14 protein-coding genes are annotated in these 17,393 nt (G+C 73.4%); 5 read left to right on the top strand and 9 right to left on the bottom strand.

Annotated elements, in window-relative coordinates:
* Positions 1-195: 195 nt before the first annotated feature.
* The 7 genes from O1G21_RS08205 to O1G21_RS08175 all read right to left on the bottom strand — a co-directional run bounded on the left by O1G21_RS08205 (position 196) and on the right by O1G21_RS08175 (position 8,338).
* Positions 196-1,620 (bottom strand): sugar porter family MFS transporter, encoded by a 1,425-nt coding sequence (locus O1G21_RS08205; protein ID WP_270142082.1) that lies wholly within the window; start codon positions 1,618-1,620, stop codon positions 196-198.
* Positions 1,621-1,875: 255 nt separating this feature from the next.
* A complete protein-coding gene (gene egtD / locus O1G21_RS08200) occupies positions 1,876-2,847 on the bottom strand; it encodes an L-histidine N(alpha)-methyltransferase (protein WP_270142080.1) in 972 nt (323 codons plus the stop codon).
* 45 nt (positions 2,848-2,892) lie between these two features.
* Positions 2,893-3,642 (bottom strand): ergothioneine biosynthesis protein EgtC, encoded by a 750-nt coding sequence (gene egtC, locus O1G21_RS08195; protein WP_270142078.1) that lies wholly within the window; start codon positions 3,640-3,642, stop codon positions 2,893-2,895.
* On the bottom strand, positions 3,642-4,994 hold the full coding sequence (gene egtB, locus O1G21_RS08190) for an ergothioneine biosynthesis protein EgtB (protein WP_270142076.1): 1,353 nt from the start codon (positions 4,992-4,994) through the stop codon (positions 3,642-3,644). Before egtB ends, egtC begins: the two co-directional genes overlap by 1 nt.
* On the bottom strand, positions 4,991-6,370 hold the full coding sequence (gene egtA / locus O1G21_RS08185) for an ergothioneine biosynthesis glutamate--cysteine ligase EgtA (protein ID WP_405000600.1): 1,380 nt from the start codon (positions 6,368-6,370) through the stop codon (positions 4,991-4,993). Before egtA ends, egtB begins: the two co-directional genes overlap by 4 nt.
* Positions 6,371-6,561: 191 nt before the next feature.
* Positions 6,562-7,776, bottom strand: a complete 1,215-nt coding sequence (locus O1G21_RS08180; protein ID WP_270142074.1) for an aminotransferase class I/II-fold pyridoxal phosphate-dependent enzyme — start codon at positions 7,774-7,776, stop codon at positions 6,562-6,564.
* Positions 7,766-8,338, bottom strand: coding sequence for an SRPBCC family protein (locus O1G21_RS08175; protein WP_333493433.1), 573 nt, complete (start codon positions 8,336-8,338; stop codon positions 7,766-7,768). The genes O1G21_RS08180 and O1G21_RS08175 overlap by 11 nt, the downstream gene beginning before the upstream one ends.
* A gap of 347 nt (positions 8,339-8,685) precedes the next feature.
* On the opposite strand from O1G21_RS08175, the gene O1G21_RS08170 reads away from it, so the two are divergent.
* Positions 8,686-9,492: an SAM-dependent methyltransferase gene (locus tag O1G21_RS08170; protein WP_270142072.1), complete on the top strand. Its 807-nt coding sequence runs from the start codon at positions 8,686-8,688 to the stop codon at positions 9,490-9,492.
* A gap of 49 nt (positions 9,493-9,541) precedes the next feature.
* Complete coding sequence (locus O1G21_RS08165; RefSeq protein ID WP_270142070.1) at positions 9,542-11,662, top strand: putative bifunctional diguanylate cyclase/phosphodiesterase; 2,121 nt, start codon at positions 9,542-9,544, stop codon at positions 11,660-11,662.
* A gap of 27 nt (positions 11,663-11,689) precedes the next feature.
* Here the strand turns inward: O1G21_RS08165 and O1G21_RS08160 are convergent, their stop codons facing one another.
* Positions 11,690-12,319 (bottom strand): GTP cyclohydrolase II, encoded by a 630-nt coding sequence (locus O1G21_RS08160; protein ID WP_270142068.1) that lies wholly within the window; start codon positions 12,317-12,319, stop codon positions 11,690-11,692.
* A 503-nt stretch (positions 12,320-12,822) separates the two neighbouring features.
* Between O1G21_RS08160 and O1G21_RS08155 the strand changes: the two genes are divergently transcribed.
* The 3 genes from O1G21_RS08155 to O1G21_RS08145 all read left to right on the top strand — a co-directional run bounded on the left by O1G21_RS08155 (position 12,823) and on the right by O1G21_RS08145 (position 15,695).
* Entirely contained in the window at positions 12,823-13,698 is an 876-nt protein-coding gene (locus O1G21_RS08155) for an AraC family transcriptional regulator (protein WP_270142066.1), read from the top strand.
* 229 nt (positions 13,699-13,927) lie between these two features.
* Positions 13,928-14,836, top strand: a complete 909-nt coding sequence (locus tag O1G21_RS08150) for a zinc-binding dehydrogenase (protein WP_270142064.1) — start codon at positions 13,928-13,930, stop codon at positions 14,834-14,836.
* Between the two features lie 82 nt (positions 14,837-14,918).
* Positions 14,919-15,695, top strand: a complete 777-nt coding sequence (locus tag O1G21_RS08145) for a VOC family protein (RefSeq protein WP_270142062.1) — start codon at positions 14,919-14,921, stop codon at positions 15,693-15,695.
* On the opposite strand, the gene lnt is transcribed toward O1G21_RS08145, so the two are convergent.
* Positions 15,692-17,281, bottom strand: coding sequence for an apolipoprotein N-acyltransferase (gene lnt, locus O1G21_RS08140; RefSeq protein WP_270142061.1), 1,590 nt, complete (start codon positions 17,279-17,281; stop codon positions 15,692-15,694). The two genes, O1G21_RS08145 and lnt, sit on opposite strands and share 4 nt — an antisense overlap.
* Between the last annotated feature and the right edge of the window lie 112 nt (positions 17,282-17,393).

Here is a 17,393-nt window from a genome sequence, read left to right as displayed (position 1 = left end):
GGGTCTGCGGGGGCGAAGCCGGTTGAAGATCAAGGACACATCCCTCCTGCCGCACAGGAGTACCGGAGGTCGCGGACCCACCGCAGGGAGTGAACGATTCGGCCCCCGCACCCGGGCTCAGCGCGCTAGGGTACGGGGGCCGAAGGACTGATCGTCGGACCGTCGGACGGTCCGAGCAGCCGATGGACGGACTGGTCAGCCCATGTCCTCCAGTCGGACGCCCTTGGTCTCCTTCATGAACTTCGCCACGAAGACGATCGACAGCGCCGCGAAGGCCGCGTACACCAGATAGGTCGCCGAGAGGTTCCAGCGCGAGAGCGACGGGAACGACACGGTGATCGCCCAGTTGGCGATCCACTGCGCGGAGGCGGCGACGGACAGCGCGGCGGCGCGGACCCGGTTGGGGAACATCTCGCCGAGCATCACCCAGACGACCACGCCCCAGGACATCGCGAAGAACAGCACGAAGGCGTTGGCGGAGATCAGCGCGACGGTGCCCTGCAGGTCGGGCAGCGAGACGTTGTCGCCGGAGCCGGTCGCGGAGGAGAACGCCCAGCCGGCCGCGGCGAGGGTGACGGCCATGCCGGCCGAGCCGATCAGGGCGAGCGGCTTGCGGCCGATCCGGTCGACCAGCAGGATCGCGATCACGGTGCCGAGGATGTTGATGACCGAGCCGATGAAGCTGATCAGCAGCGAGTTGCTCTGGTCGATGCCGACCGACTGCCACAGGATCGACGAGTAGTAGAAGATCACGTTGATGCCGACCAGCTGCTGGAAGACCGACAGGCCGATGCCGACCCAGACGATCGGGAGCAGACCGAAGCGGCCGCCGAGCAGGTCGCGGAAGCGCGGGCGGTGGTCGGAGGCGATCAGCGACCGGATCTCGGCGATCCGGGCGTCGGTGTCGGTGCCCTCGCCCTCGACCTGGGCCAGCACCTTGCGGGCGTCGTCCAGGCGCTCGGCCTGGATCAGGTAGCGCGGGGACTCGGGGATCATCGAGGACAGCACGAAGTAGACCACGGCCGGGATCACGCAGATGCCCAGCATCCACTGCCAGGCCTCCAGGCCGAGCAGGTGGCCACGGGTGTCACCGCCGGCGACGTCCGCCAGCACCCAGTTGACCAGCTGGGATATCGCGATGCCGAGCACGATCGCGGCCTGCTGGAAGGAGGCCAGCCGACCCCGGTACTTGGTCGGCGCGACCTCGGCGATGTAGGTCGGGGCGATCACCGAGGCGATGCCGATGGCCGCGCCGCCGAGGACGCGCCACAGGGCGAGGTCCCAGGGGGAGAAGGGCAGCATCGAGCCGACGGCGCTGACCGCGAACAGCAGCGCGCCCGCCTTCATGACCTTGATGCGGCCGTAGCGGTCGGCGAACCGGCCGGCCAGCGCCGCGCCGACCGCCGAGCCCAGCAGCGCCGAGGAGACGATCAGGCCGGTCTCGCCGCTGCCGACTCCGAACTTTCCCTGGATGCCGGAGACGGCGCCGTTGATCACGGAGCTGTCGTAGCCGAACAGGAAGCCGCCGAGGGCTGCGGCGGCGGTGATGAAGACGACGAAGCCGAGGCGGCCGGAGGCGGTGGCCTCGGCCGCCCCGGAGGGCTTCTGGGTGACGCTCACGATCTTGACTCCTGGTACTCAACGCTGAGCTCGATAGCCGAGATCGTAACCCGTATTCGTTCAAGCCTTGTAGGCGAGGCGGCTCAAGTGTCGTTCTGAGAATTCGTAAGGTGAATAAGCAAATTGAGGCCCCCTGATCCCAGCCCGGATCCCGGCGCCTGACCCAGCCCCGGATCCCGGCGCCTGACCCAGCCCCGGATCCCGGTGCCTGACGCGGCCCAGGCCCAACCCGAATGCCCGGCTCGCGTGCCAGGCTCAGGCCGGGGCGGACAGCGAGAGCCCGAACCGGCCCTCGGGGTCGGTCCACCAGTGGGTCAGCCGCAGCCCGGCCGCCATCAGCTCCCCGGCCACCCGCTCGCGGCGGAACTTGGCCGAGACCTCGGTGCGCAGCTCCTCGCCCCGGTCGAAGTGCACCGGCAGGTCCAGGGCGGGGATCTTCACGGTCTGCGAGCGCACCGAGCGCAACCGCATCTCGATCCACTCCTGCGCCGGGTCCCAGAGTGCGACGTGCTCGAAGGCGGTCGGGTCGAAGTCGGCGCCCAGTTCGCGGTTGAGCACGTTGAGCACGTTGCGGTTGAACTCGGCGGTCACCCCGGCGCGGTCGTCGTAGGCGGCGACCAGTACCGCCGGGTCCTTGACCAGGTCGGTGCCGAGGAGCAGGAAGTCGCCCGGCTCGAGGGCGGCGCGCAGGCCGCGCAGGAAGCCGGCGCGCTCCTGCGGCAACAGGTTGCCGAGGGTGCCGCCGAGGAAGGCGACCAGGCGGGGGCCGCCCTCCGGGGGCAGGCCGAGCCGGGCGGTGAAGTCGGCCAGCACGCCGTGCACGGTCAGTCCGGGGTACTCGGCGGCGAGCGCGGCGCCGGCCGCGGTCAGCGCGCTCTCGCTGACGTCCACCGGGACGTAGCTCCCCAGGGTGTCGAGCGAGCGCAGCGCGTCCAGCAGCAGCCGGGTCTTCTCGGAGGAGCCGGAGCCCAGTTCGACCAGGGTGCGGGCCCGGGTGGCGGCGGCGATCTCGCCGGCCCGGGCGGTGAGGATGGCCCGCTCGGCGCGGGTCGGGTAGTACTCGGGCAGCCGGGTGATCTCCTCGAACAGCTCGCTGCCCCGGGCGTCGTAGAACCACTTCGGCGGCAGCCACTTGGGGTCGGAGGTCAGCCCCTGTCGCACGTCGTGGCGCAGGGCGGTGCTGAAGTGGTCGGCCGGCAGCAGTCGGATGAGATCGAAGGTGTCCATGACAGGGAGGTTCCTCTGTTCAGAAGATGAAGGGAGAGCGGAAGGTCAGTAGTGGCTCGGGAGCTGCCGGACCCGGACGCCCCCGGCGTCGGCCAGGAGCAGGGAGCCGTCCGGCACGGGCGTCCAGCCCGGGTCGTCGTCGTACGGCTCCGAGGCCACCACCGTGCCGAGGCCGGGCAGGCTCCGGTGGTGCAGGGTGTCGCCCCAGGTGGTCGCGGCGAGCGCGGTGCCGTCGGTGAGCAGCAGGTTGAGCCGCCCGGTGGTGTGCGCGGTGACGTCCGTCACCGTGCCCGTCAGCGCCTCGCCGAGGCTCGCTCCCCGGCGCAGCCGGTGCAGGGTCAGGGCCCACAGCAGGGCCGAGTCGCTCCGGGCCTCCAGCTCCAGTAGCTCGGCGGGCGGCAGCAGGGCGGCCAGCGCGTCCAGCTTGCCGGGCCAGCCGGCCACCGCGCCGTTGTGGCTGAACAGCCAGCGCCCGGCGGCGAACGGCGCGGCCGCGGCCTCGCCCGCCGCGCAGCCCTCGGTGGCGGAGCGGACGGCCGCCAGCAGCGCCCGGGTGCGGATCACCCGGGCGAGGTCGGCGAAGGTCGCGTCCGCCCAGATCGGCCCGGCCCGGCGGTAGCGGGCGGGCAGTTCGTCGCCGTCCGCGTACCAGCCCAGGCCGAAGCCGTCCACGTTGACCGTCCCGTACTGCTGGGTCCGGGGCGCCCAGGACTGCCGGTACAGCGCGTACGGCGGGTGCACCAGCAGCTCCTGCGGCGCCACCGACTCGCCCAGGTAGGCGAGGTGACGACACATCAGGCCTCCTCCGGGGTGCGGGCGGTGCGGAAGCCGGAGAAGATCTGCCGCCGGATCGGGTAGTCCCAGTTGCGGAAGGTGCCCCGGCAGGCGACCGGCGCCACCGCGAAGCAGCCGCCGCGCAGCACCTTGTACTCGGACCCGAAGAAGACCTCCGAGTACTCCTTGTACGGCCAGGCCCGGAATCCCGGGTAGGGGTGGAAGTCGCTGGCCGTCCACTCCCACACGTCGCCCATCAACTGCCGGACACCGTAAGGGGACTGGCCGTCCGGGTAGCTGCCGGCGGCGGCCGGGCGCAGGTGGCGCTGGCCGAGGTTGGCCTGCTCGGGACCGGGCGGGCCGTCACCCCAGGGGTAGCGGCGGGAGCGGCCGGTGGCCGGGTCGTAACGGGCCGCCTTCTCCCACTCGGCCTCGGTCGGCAGCCGCCGTCCGGCCCAGCGGGCGTACGCGTCCGCCTCGTACCAGCTGACGTGCAGCACCGGCTCGTTCGGCGGGACGGGCTCGACCGTGCCGAAGCGGCGGCGCAGCCACTGGCCGTCCTGCCGCTGCCAGAACAGCGGGGCGCGCAGGTCGGCCCGGCGGCGGTGCTCCCAGCCCTGCTCGGTCCACCAGCGCGGGTCGTCGTAGCCGCCGTCGGCGATGAAGCGCTGGTAGGCGGCGTTGGTGACCGGGGTGGTGTCCAGGAGGAAGGCCGGCAGGTCGACGGTGTGCGCCGGGCGTTCGTTGTCCAGCGCCCACGGCTCGGTGTCCGTTCCCATGGTGAACGGGCCCGCGGGGATGAGGACTTCGGGCGGCAGGATGGCCGCGTCGGCGGGGGCGGGCGGCGGCGGGGGAGCGGCCAGGGCGGGTTCGCCCGCGCGGAGCTGATGGGTGATCAACATCGTCTCGTCGTGCTGCTGTTCGTGCTGGGCGATCATTCCGAAGGCGAACCCGGCGTCCAGCAGCGGCGCGCCCTCCAGCGGGCTGGCGGCCAGCAGGTCCAGCACCCGGCCGCGCACCTCGTGGGCGTACGCGCGGGCCTCGGCGGGCGGCAACAGGGGCAGGCTGGGGCGCTCGGCCCGGGGGTGCTGGAACGCGTCGTACAGCGGGTCGATCTCGGGGTGCAGCGGGTCCCGGCCGCCGACGTTGCGCAGCAGCCAGAGCTCCTCCTGGTTGCCGATGTGCGCGAGGTCCCAGACCAGCGGGGACATCAGCGGGGAGTGCTGGGCGATGAGGTCGGCGTCCTCGACGCAGTCGGTCAGCGCGGCGGTCCGGGCGCGGGCGGCCAGCAGTTCGGCGGCGATGGTCTCGCGCAGCGCCTCGGTGCCGGTCGTGCCCGTCCCCGGAGCGGCGGGCGGTCGGACGTCGGTCATGGTGCCTCCTCCGGGGGCGTGCGGTGGGTGCCGGAGCGCAGGGCGTCCAGCTGGTCGTCGGCAGGGCAGCGGCCGCGCGCGGGGTAGCGCTCGGCGAACTCGGCGACGGCCGTGCGCAGCCGCCCGGCGCCGGGCAGGCGGCCCAGCGCGGCATCGGCGGCGGCGAAGCAGGTGAGGGCGGCGCGGCGCAGCTCGGGGTCGGCGACGCCCAGGGTGGCGGCGCGGCGCCAGGCCGCGCTGCGCGGCGGCCGCGGGGCGGTGGCGCCCTGCTGCCGGTCGAGGGCGTCCAGCGGCTCCAGGGCGGCGAACGCGGCGTCGGCGGCCAGCGGGTCGTCCAGCAGCGCGGTGACCAGGGCGGTGACCACCATCCAGCCCTCCCCGGGCTGGGCGTCGACCATCCGCAGCTCCAGGTGGCCGCGCGGGCGCACCGGCGGGAAGAGCGTGGTGCTGTGGTAGTCCAAGTCGGCCAGCGTGGGCGGGCGTTCGCCGCCGCCGCGGATCCAGTCGCGGAAGGTCAGGTTCGGCGGGGCCGTCCAGGGCAGCCCCTCCGGCCGTCTTACGCACAGGACTTGGGCATTCAGCACGTACTGCGCCCAGGCCTCGCGCGGGTCGCCGTGGTCGGGTTCGGGGGCGAGGGTGCGGGTGGGGTCCATCCGGGACCAGACGGTCTGCCGGGTGGACCGGTGGCCGGTCGGTCTGCCGTCCAGCAGCGGGGAGTTGGCGAAGGCGGCGACCAGCACCGGGCCCAGCCGGTGGACCAGTTGCCAGCGCCGTTCGACCGCGTGCGGACCGTCCGTGTCGCCGGCGTCCAGGCACACCTGCACGGAAGCGGTACCGGTCATCATGACCCGGCCCCAGGGGCCGGCCGAGTCGAAGAATCGCTCCATCGCGAGGTAGCGGGGGTGGTCCAGCACCATCCGTCGTGGGCGGGCGAGCGGGTCCGTCCCGGTGCCGGTGAGTCGGAGGCCCTGCGCCGCGAAGGCGGCTCGCAGGGCGGTCAGATCGCGACGGGTGTCGTCGACGCAGGCCAGGAGGCCGGTGGCGGGCGGGGAGCTGAGCTCGACCTGTCCGCCGGGTTCGAGCGTGAGGCGCGAACCGGAGGGGAGCGAGGTGCCGTCGGGGCCGCCGAGGGGCAGCGACTCCAGCGCGGCGTGGAGCAGTTCCGGCTGGACGGGGCGGCTGGGACATCGGTCGTCATGGACGAACCACTCGACCTCGACGCCCACCAGCCGGGGCGGTCCGATCTTGAAACAGACGCCCGACACGTGGCTGAGCGCCCCCGATTCGGTCAGCGGGGTCACCCCGGTCGGGGGCGGCGGTGCGCTCTGCCGGTCGGGCGGAGTGGTGCGGGATGTCGGTATCACCGGACTCACCATCCTCGGGATCACGATTGCGGCCCGGTCTACCCTGCCCAGTCTGCTACGGAGCATGCGGGGGCGCTTCGCAAATATCGCGTGAATGTTCGCTTTTGCAGGTCAGGAGCGTGGCGATCGGGTGAATCCGGGGGGTTGCGGGGTGGTGCCGCGAGGCGCGCCCGGGCCCTGCTCGACCAGGGCACGTGCCCCGGTCACAGGCGGTCCAGCCGCTCCAGGACGGTGTCCAGCACGGGGCCCGGCAGGGCGTAGTTGAGGCGCAGCGAGCCCGCGCCGCCCGGGCCGAACTCGGCGCCGTCGGAGGCCTCCAGGCCGCAGCGCTCCAGCAGTGCCGCGCGTGCGGTCGCGGGCGACAGGCCGAGGGCGGCGGCGTCCAGCCAGAGCAGGTAGGAGGCGCGCGGGGTGGAGCGGACGGCGGGGCCGAGGCGGTCGGTGAGCCCGGCGCGGGCGGCGGCGAGGTGGGCGAGCAGCGCGTCCAGCCAGGGGCGGCCCTCGCCGAGCGCGGCCCGCTGCACGGTCTGCTCCAGCAGGCCGCCCTCCCAGAGGCCGTAGCCGGCCATGGTGTCGGTGAGGCGGGCGCGCAGCCCGGGATCGGGGACGAGGGCGAAACTGCTGGGAATGCCGGAGCAGTTGAAGGTCTTTCCGACGGAGTTCAGGGTGACGACCCGGTGCCGCAGGGCCGGGTCGACGGTGGTGACGGCGACGGGGTGGGCGTGGCCGGGGTGGGTGAGGTCGCCGTGCACCTCGTCCGAGACGAACAGGGCGTCCGCCTCGGCGGCCCACTCGGCGAGGCCGCGCAGGTAGCCGGTCGGCCAGACCGTGCCGGAGGGGTTGTGCGGGTTGCTGAGCAGCACGGCGGCGGAACGGGGGAACGGGCCGCGCGGGGAGCGGTAGCCGTTCGGGCCCGGGTGCAGCGGCAGTTCGCGGTACGGGAGGCCGGCCGCGCGGCAGAGCTGGGCGAAGCCGCCCCATTCCGGGGTGGGGAAGAGGACGGGGGCCTGCGGCTGGGCGGCGTCCCTCCGGACGGTCTCCAGGAGGAGGCGGATGGTGGTGCGCGGGCCGCAGGGGAGCAGCAGGACCCAGTCGGGATCCACTTCGGCGCCGTGCCGGGCGCGGTACCAGTCGGCGACCAGGGTCCGCCCGGCCGGATCACAGACGGTGTAGCCGTACGCACGGTGGCGGGCGCGTCGTTCCAGGGCCTCGGCCACGGCGGGCGGGCCGGGCAGGTCCATGTCCGCCAGGCCCATCGGGATCACCCCGGGGGTGGTGGCGCGGGCCCACTTGCTGCTGCCGGTGGCGGTGCGGTCGAAGGGGGTGTCGAAGCCGAAGGATCGGGGGGTGGGCGGGCCGCTGACAGATGACAGATTTCGAAATCTGTCATCTGTTCGCTGAAAGTTGTCAGCTGTCATCTGTTCGTCGTCCCCCGTCCCCTCCGTGGCCGTGGCCGTGGCCGTGGCCGTCGCCGTGGCCACCGCCCGCGCCGCTCCCGTGGCCGCCCGCCAGGTAAGCCGCCAGACCCCGGCGTCCCCGGCGCATCATCACCGCGTGGTTCGCTCGGAACACCGGGTGCAGCGGCAGGGCGAGGTGCCGCAGCAGGGGTTTGCCGGGCCTGGCGTCCTCCTCGAACAGCACCCGGCACCCCGCGCCGTCCGGCCCGTCCGGCCCGTCCGGCGAGTCCGGCCCGTCCGGCGTGACGGTGAACCGCGACCACCCCTCGAGGTCGCCCCGCATCGTCGCCTCCAGCACCCCCGCCGCCGGATCGCGCCGCCGCGTCTCGAGGTCGATCACCAGTCGGTACGGCAGCAGCGCGCGCACCACCACCTCCCCGGACTCCGGGCCGGTCCGCCGTGCCTCGCGGATCTCCGGCCACCACCGCGGGTAGCCGCCGAAGTCCTCCAGCGCCGCGTACGCCGCCGACGCGGGCGCCGCGAGCCGCCACAGGCCCCGGAAGCGGTAGTGGTTGGGATCCACGGGCCCACCCTAGTCGGGCGCCCGCCGTCCGAGAGCCGAACGGGGCGGCCGGTCGCCGGGTCGGCACCCGTGGGCGGCACCCGTGGGTCGGAGCCCGCCGATCGACGCGCGGCGCCAGGGACCGAACGCCAGGAACCGAACGCCAGGGATCAAACGCCAGGGATCAAACGCCATGGATCGAACATTCAGTAAATTCCGGGCAAAGCGTACAGATCGTGGGGAAGTCCGCACTCCGCTTGCACCCATTCGGGGTGCGGGGCAGGATCTTGCGTGCTTGTAGTCTCATCAGTCACGGCAGCATCCCCAGGCGCTGCACCCCCCGGAACCGGAGTGAAGGAGTCACAGGCATGCGGCGACCGAGCTGGGTACCGGAAGGTACGGACCTGGACAAACCGAACGCCGCACGGGTCTACGACTACTACCTCGGGGGCTCGCACAACTTCGAGGTCGACCGGGAGATGGCCCGCAAGGCGCTCGCCCTGTGGCCCGAGCTGCCCCAGATCATGCGCTCCAACCGGGCCTTCCTGCGCCGCGCCGTGACCTTCCTCGCCGAGCGGGGCATCACCCGCTTCCTGGACATCGGCTCCGGCATCCCCACCTTCGGCGCCGTGCACGAGATCGCCCGCGCGATCCGCCCCGGGGCGAAGGTCGTGTACGTGGACCGGGACCCGGTCGCCGTCGCGCACAGCCGCCTGCTGCTCGAGGACGACCCGGACAGCGCCGTCGTCCAGGCCGACCTGCGTGACGTCGAGGACCTGCTGGACCGCCCCGAGGTGGCCGCACTGCTGGCCGAGGGCGAGCCGGTGGCCGTCCTGCTGGTTGCCGTCGCCCACTTCGTCAGCGACGACGAGGACCCCTGCAGGCTGATCGGCACCATCCGCGACCGGCTCCCGGCCGGCAGTGCGCTGGCCCTCTCGCACGCCTCCCTGGAGGCCCGCCCGGATCAGGCCGAGGACCACCAGAACCTCTACCGGATGACCCCGACCCCGCTGACCATGCGCACCCACGAGCAGGTCACCGTCATGTTCGCCGGGTTCGAAGTGGTCGAGCCCGGCGTGGTTTCGCTGCCGCGGTGGCGCCCGGACCAGCCCGGCACGATCGGGGAGCACCCCGAGCGGATCGCCGGGCTGGCGGGCGTGGGGTTCCGCCCTTGAACGGTCCCGCCGGCTGTGCGACCGTCGGCCGCGGAACCGGGGCGGCCGGATGAGCGGCGCGAGCGCGGTGAACGGCAGCGCCGAGCGGTTCCACCACGACTGGTCCCGGTTGCTCTCCGCCGACCACGGCATCGCCGTCCACCCCGGCCTGCTCCGCCGGCTGGTCGCGCGCACCGCCGCGCTGCTGCACCGGGCCCAGCAGGACGAACCCTTCCAACCCCGGCTGGCCGCCCAGGCCGGCGCCGAGCTGGTCGACGCGCACTTCACCGACCCCGTCCTGCTCGCCCGCGCGGTCGAACTGCTGCAGTCCCAGCCGATCGACGACGACCGCGGCCCCGCCCTCACCGGCGCCTTCGCGGCCGGCTGGGCGAACGCCCTGCGCGAGCGCACGCTGCGCGAGCAGGAGGCCATCCGCACCGCCGCCGACGCCGCCCGCAAGGAGGCCGAACGCGCACTGCGCGCCTCCGAGGCCAGGTTCCGCGCCCTGTTCGAGAGCGCCGCGATCGGCATCGGGATCGGCGACACCGACGGCAACATCCTGGCCGTCAACAAGGCGCTGCAGGACCTGTTCGGCGCGGGCCCGACGGACATGATCGGCTGCCGGGTCGGCGACCTCGTCCACCCGGAGGACACCCCGGGCGTCTGGGAGGCGTACGAGGAACTGATCAGCGGCAAGCGCGAGTACTTCCAGTTCGACAAGCCGTACTACCGCCAGGACGGCGAGGTGATCTGGACCCACCTGACCGTCTCGCTGATCCGCGACGACGACGGCGTCCCGCAGTACCAGGTCGCGATGCTGGAGGACGTCACCGACCGCTACCGGCTCCAGGAGCGGCTGCGCCACCAGGCCACCCACGATCCGCTGACCGGCCTGCCCAACCGCGCCGCCTTCTTCGAACGGCTGGAGAAGCTGTTCGAGGACCCGGAGCCGGGCGCCCGCTTCGGCCTCTGCTACGTCGACCTCGACGGCTTCAAGGTGGTCAACGACAGCCTGGGCCACGACATGGGCGACCAGCTGCTGTCCGCCGTCGCCGCCCGGTTGAAGGCCGCCCTCACGCCGCTCGGCCACCTGGTCGCCCGGCTCGGCGGCGATGAGTTCGTCGTCCTGCTGGAGAACAGCCGGGGCGAGCAGGAGGCGGTGGCCGCCGCCAAGACCGTGCTCAAGGCGCTGGCCGGACCGGTGCTGATCGGCGACCACAGGCTCGCCGTCGGCGCCAGCGTCGGCGTGCTGGAGCGGCGGGTGTCCACCACCACCCCCGGCGCCGCCGTCCGGGCCGCCGATCTGACGCTGTACCGCGCCAAGGAGGCCGGCCGAGGCCGCTGGACGCTCTTCGACCCCAAGGAGAACGCCCGCGCCGTCAGCCGCTACGCGGTGTCCGTCCGGATGCCGGCCGCCCTGGACCGCGGCGAGTTCTTCATCGACTACCAGCCGCTCCACCGCCTCGCCGACGGCCGGATGGCCGCCGTCGAGGCGCTGGTGCGCTGGCGCCACCCGCAGCTCGGCGTGCTCGGCCCGGACGAGTTCGTCACCACCGCCGAGGAGACCGGGCTGATCATGCCGCTCGGCCGCTGGGTGCTGGAACAGGCCTGCGGCCAGGCCGCGGAGTGGATCAAGCAGTACGGCGACGCCGCGCCGCAGCTGAACGTCAACCTGGCGGTCCGGCAGGCGCGCAGCGCCGCGCTGGTCACCGACCTCGGCCGGATCCTGGACAGCACCGGCCTGGACCCGGCCCGGCTGCAGCTGGAGATCACCGAGTCGACCGTGGTCGGCCCCGAGGACGAGGCGCTGCGCACCCTGCACGGGCTGGTCGACCTCGGGGTGTCGCTCGCGGTGGACGACTTCGGCACCGGATGGTCCAACCTCGCCTACCTGCGCGACCTGCCGGTGTCCGGGCTGAAGATCGCCGGCTCCTTCGTCGGGGACCTCCACGATCCGGCGAAGGACGGGGCCACCGGGTGGCGGATCGTCAGCGGTCTGGTGTCGATGGCGCACGCGCTCGGACTGAACGTCACGGCCGAGGGCGTGGAGACCCACAAGGACGCCGAGCGGCTGCGCGAGATGGGCTGCGACTGGGCGCAGGGCTGGCACTTCGGCCGCCCGGTGCGGCCCGCCGAGATCGCCCGCCGGATCGTCGAGGAGCCGAAGGGGCGCCCGGTCGCGGAGCGGTGATCGCGGGCGCTCGTCCGCCGGTCGTGCTCAGCCCACCAGCCGGGAGAGCTCGATCGAGTGGCCGGTCCGCTCCACCTTCGCCGTCAGGTAGCGGACGTTGCTCGCCGACAGGTGGACACCGGTCGGCACCCGTCGCCGGACGGTGATGCCGAGCTCGGCCAACTGCGCGGCCTTGTCCGGGTTGTTGCTCAGCAGGTCGATGCCGTCGATGCCCAGCGTGGCGAGCATCTGGGCGGCCGCGGTGTAGTCCCGGCCGTCCTCGGGCAGGCCCAGCGCGGTGTTGGCGTCGTACGTGTCCAGGCCGGAGTCCTGCAGGGCGTAGGCGTCGAGCTTGTTGTACAGCCCGATGCCCCGGCCCTCCTGGCGCAGGTAGAGCAGGTAGCCGCCGGCCTCGCTGATCAGCTCCACCGACTCGCGCAGCTGCGGGCCGCAGTCGCAGCGGTCCGAGCCGAAGACGTCGCCGGTCAGGCACTCGGAGTGCAGCCGCACCAGCGGCGTGCCGCCGTCCGGGACCGTGCCGAACGCGAGCACCAGGTGCTCGGCACCGTCGGCGAGGTCGTGGAAGGTGAAGACCTCCGCCTCGGCGCGGTAGCCGTCGGGGAAGGTCAGCGGGATGCGCACGCGCGAGCGCACCGTGGCGGAGCCGGGCTGAGGCATGGACGGGCCTCCGTCGATCGGGGGTGGACCGGGTTGGATCGTCTCGGATCCGGCTGGATCCGGTGGGGTCGGATGTCGACCGTACTCGGTCGTTCCAATTTGAACAACTGAATACCGCTGGTGACCGACCCGACCACGGAGCGGGACAACACCCCCACTCCCCCCGCGTGTTCCCGTCCGGCGGTCCAGCATGTGGAAGGGAGGAGACCCGTGGTGTGGACACTGCGGGACTTCCTCCCGTTTCCTGGCCACGGGAACGCCTCGCGCACGACCGCCGACGACCACGGAAGGTCCTGATCAGATGCCGACGAGCCGCGTCACCTCCGCGTCCTCCACTTACGCGATGCTGACCCAGGGCCTGGTGTGAGCCCCCTCGCTCGTGCCCGGCACCCGGCGAGCGGTATCCGACGATCGGCACCCGACCGCAGCGGGCACCGATCGTCGGGTACGGCAGGGTGGGTCCTTCCTACGGTGGTGATCAACAAGGGAAGGACGGGGTCGGCGTGCTGGAGCACCTGAACCGGGCGATGGAGCAGATCGAACGGAACCTGGACCAGGAGATCGACGTGGCCGAACTGGCGCGGATCGCGATGACGTCGGAGTACCACTTCCGACGGTTGTTCTCGATGCTCGCCGGGATGCCGCTGTCGGAGTACGTCCGGCGCCGGCGGCTGACCGTCGCCGGGGCCGAAGTGCTCGACGGCGCGGACACGTTGCTCGACATCGCGGTCCGGTACGGCTACACCTCGGGGGAGGCGTTCGCCCGGGCGTTCCGGGCGATGCACGGGGTCGGGCCCGGGGAGGCCCGGCGCGACGGAGCGGCGCTCATCTCCCAGCCCCGGATGTCCTTCCGACTCATCGTGGAGGGAAGCAGCAGCATGGAGTACCGGATCATCGAGAAGCCCGCCTTCCGGATCGTCGGCAGGAAGGCCCGGGTGCCGCTGATCTACCAGGGCGTCAACCCGCACATCGCCGAGTTCATCAAGGGGCTCGGCGCGGAGACCGTCGAGCGGATCACGGCCCTGACCGCCGAGGACCCGCTGGGCATCGTGTCGGTGACCGACGACTTCTCGCCGAACCGGGAGGAGGGGTCCGAACTCGACTACTGGCACGCGGTGGTGGCGCGCGAGGACGCCGTCGTCCCGGACGACCTGGAGGTCCTGCACGTCCCGGCCGGGACGTGGGCGGTGTTCACCAACAGCGGGCCGTTCCCGCAGGCGCTGCAGGAGATGTGGGGGGACACCTACAGCCAGTGGTTCCCGTCCAACCCGTACGAGACCCGGCAGGGCCCGGAGATCCTGCGGACCCGCTTCGTTCCCGGGACGGGCGACGCGGAGGCGGAGCTCTGGATGCCGGTGACGCGGACCGCGCGCGGCTGACGGCGAACGGCTGACAGGTGCGTAGCGGACAGCAGCTGACAGCGGACAGCTGACAGAAGACGGCCAACGGCGAACAGATGACAGATTTCGAATTCTGTCATCTGTTCGCCGTCATTTGTTCGCCCACCCCCGTTCGGCCCACCAGCGCCCGCCCCCACTCCACCGCGCCCCGCATGCTGGGGCGGGGGAGCACGGGCCGCAGGCCGCTACCCGAGGAGTGGGATCATCGATGGCCAAGGCATTCGGCTTCGTCGACTACGGCGGACCGGAGACCCAGGAGTTCCTCGACCGTCCGGTACTCGACCCCGGCCCGGGGCAGCTGGCGGTCACGGTCCGGGCCGCCGGGGTGAACCCGGTCGACTGGAAGATCCGCCGGGGCTACCTCGGCCGCGAGCGCGAACTCCCGGCCGTGATGGGTCAGGAGGCCGCCGGAGTGGTGCAGCGGGTCGGCCCCGGGGTCACCGGCTTCACCCCGGGCGACGAGGTGTTCGGCCTCGCCGCCGCCGGGGCCTTCGCCGAACAGACCCTGCTGCGCGCGCAGTTGTGCGCCCTCAAGCCCGAGGCCGTCGGCTTCGACCTGGCCGCCACGCTCGCCGTCGCGGTGGCCACCGCCGACGACGCCCTCCGCCAACTCGCCCTGGGGGCCGGTCGGACGCTGCTGATCCTCGGCATCGCCGGCGGGGTCGGCGGCGCCGCCGCCCAGCTGGCCCGCGACCAGGGCCAGACCGTGCTCGGCACCGCGAGCGACGCCAACCGGTCGTACGTGGAGTCCCTCGGCGCGACCCAGGTCCGTTACGGCGAAGGCGTCGCCGAGCGGATCGCCGCGGCCGCCCCCGACGGCGTCGACGCCATCCTCGACCTGATCGGCGGCGACGCCCTGCGCGAGGTGGCCGCCGTCCGCACCGACCGTACCGAGCTGGTCAGCACCGCCGACCCCGCCACCGTCGCCGAACTCGGCGGTCGGCCCGTCACCCGCTCGACCACTTCCGAGACCCTCGCCGCCCTCGCCGCCCTGGTCGCCGCCGGCGACCTCGACCCGCACGTCACCCGCCGCTACCCGTTCGCCCGCACCGCCGAGGCGATCGCCGCGGTCGAGTCCGGGCACGCCCGCGGCAAGGTGGTCATCGAAGTCTCCTGACACCCATCGAAGTCTCCTGACACCTACGTATTTTGACCATTAATCAGTCACAGTCTCCCGAAACCCCAGAGAGCCAAGTGCCATGAAGCAGACCTCCGTCACCACCAACGCCCCCTGCTGGGTCGAGCTGGGCACCGACGACCCGCCCGCCGCCCGGACCTTCTACGCCGAACTGTTCGGCTGGCGCGCCGACAGCGACGTCCGCCCCGAGGACGACGGCTACACCCAGATGTCCCTCGGCGACGCACCGGTCGCCGCCGTCACCCCGCGGTACGCGCCGCAGCAGCCCACGGCCTGGACGGTCGCCTTCGCGGTCGCCGACGCCGAGGTCACCGCGACGAAGATCAAGGCGGCCGGCGGCAAGGTCCTCAAGGAACCCGCCGACGTGCTCGACCTCGGCCGCTTCTCGGTGGCCGCCGACCCGTCCGGCGCGGTCTTCATCCTCTGGCAGGCCCGCGGCTTCAAGGGCGCCGGGGTGTTCAACGAGCCCGGCTCGCTCGGCTGGGTGGAACTGGCCACCCGGGACGCGGCCGGCTCGGCGGTCTTCTACCCGGAGGTCTTCGGCTGGTCCGTCGCGCGGTCCGAGCGGTACACCCAGTGGGGCCTGGACGGCCAGGACTTCGGCGGCATGCTGGTGATGAACGACAGCTTCCCGCCCCAGGTGCCGCCGCACTGGCTGCCGTACTTCTCGGTCGCCGACGCCGACAACACCGTCAGCCGCGCGGTCGCCATGGGCGCGGGCGTGCTGATGCCCGCCGTCTCCATGCCGGGCGGCCGGCGGATCGCCGTGCTGCGCGACGCCCAGGGCGCCGCGTTCGGCATCTACCGCGACGCCGCGGAAGCAGAAGCAGAAAACTAGCCGACGGGCTGAGCGGCCGGCCCGGCCGCCGGCCGCCCGGCGCGCGAGCGCCAGCCCGCCACCGTCGCGCCCACCGTGACCAGCAGCGCGCCCACCGGCACCACGTCGCCGATCCGGTCGTACCAGGTCACCGTCCCGGGCGCGGTGAGCGGCAGGCGCACGGTCAGCGCGCCGGTGCCGCCGGTGCCCAGCCGGGCCAGCTCCCGGCCCTGGGCGTCGAAGGCCGCGGAGACCCCGGTCAGCGACGCCTGGACGGCCGGGCGCCCGGTCTCGGCGGCCCGGATCGCCGCCAGCGCGACGTGCTGCTCGGGCGCCCAGGTGCGCTGGAAGGTCGAGGTCGAGGACTGGTAGACCAGCACCCGGGCGCCCTCCCGCGCCGCGGTGCGCGCCATGTCCGGGAAGGCCGACTCGAAGCAGATCAGCGCGCCGACCGGCAGCGGCCGGCCCGAGCGGTCGGTGGCCGGCAGCACGTGGAAGGCGGTGCCGGGCGCCCGGTTCTCGCCCGCCGCCCGGCTGACCCCGGCGACCCAGCCGAGCACCGGCCGCAGCGGGATGTACTCGCCGAAGGGCACCAGCCGGATCTTGCGATAGCGGTCCACCACCCCCGACGGGGAGACCAGCACCGCGTCCTTGGAGATCCGCCCGTCGGCCTTGCGGGCGTCCTCCCCGGCCATCACCTCGGCGCCGGTGGTGGCGGCGAGTCGGCGCAGCGCGTCCAGTGCGGCCGGGTCGCGGTCCAGGTCGGCGGTGGTGCTGCTCTCGCCCCACACCACCAAGTCCACCCGCTGCCCGACCAGGGCGGCGGTGTCCCGTGCGCTCGCCTCGAACCGGGCCTGCGGGTCCTCGACGATGCCGGGCTGGACCAGCGCCACCGTCACCGCCCCGGCCCCTTCCGGCGCCGGGCGCAGCGCGAACAGCAGCGGACCGGCGGCCAGCACCAGGACGGTCACCAGCGCCGCGGCCGCCCGGGGCCGCCAGTGCACCGCCGTCAGCGCGATCAGCACGCCGGTGTTCACCGCCGCCACCGCCACGCTGACCAGCCAGATCCCGCCCGCCGAGGCCAGCCCGAGGACCGCCGGGTGCTGCCACTGGGTGGCGCCGAGCAGCGCCCACGGCCCGCCGAGCGCGTGCCAGGACCGCGCGTACTCGGTGGTCACCCACACCGCCGGGACGACCAGCAGCGCGAGCAGCGCCCGACGGGTGGTCAGCGGCGGGTGCAGCAGGCGGTGCACCGCGTACCCGACGGCGGCCTGCAGCGCCCCGAACAGCACCGCGAGCACCGGCAGCGCCGGCCCGATGGACGGCACCAGCCAGTACATCGCGGTCAGGATGAACCCCGCCCCGAACCACCACCCGCGCACCGCCGCCTCCCGCCCGCACGGCGCCCGCTGCATCAGCAGCAGCCCCGGGACGAGTGCGACCCAGGCGAGCCATGCCTGCCCCGGCGCCGGGAACGCCACCACCGGTACGGCCCCGGCGGCCAGCGCCCCGAACCGCGCCCGGTACCGGTGGGGCGCGCGCGGCCCCCGCTGCTCCGTGGGGGCCGTGCTCCGGGCCGGGCTGACGGTGGCGATGCGGCGTGACATGCCCCGCATTGTCCGCTCGGGTGGCGGTCCGTGCCAGATGGCGTCACGCGCGGTTGACGCCTCCCCCTGGGGAAGACGGCGGCCGCCGCTCGGTCGCCGGGGCCTCGGCCCT

Origin of the sequence: Kitasatospora cathayae, assembly GCF_027627435.1 — a bacterium.
Taxonomy (GTDB): Bacteria; Actinomycetota; Actinomycetes; order Streptomycetales; family Streptomycetaceae; genus Kitasatospora; species Kitasatospora cathayae.
This window is presented reverse-complemented; position numbering and strand designations above follow the sequence as displayed.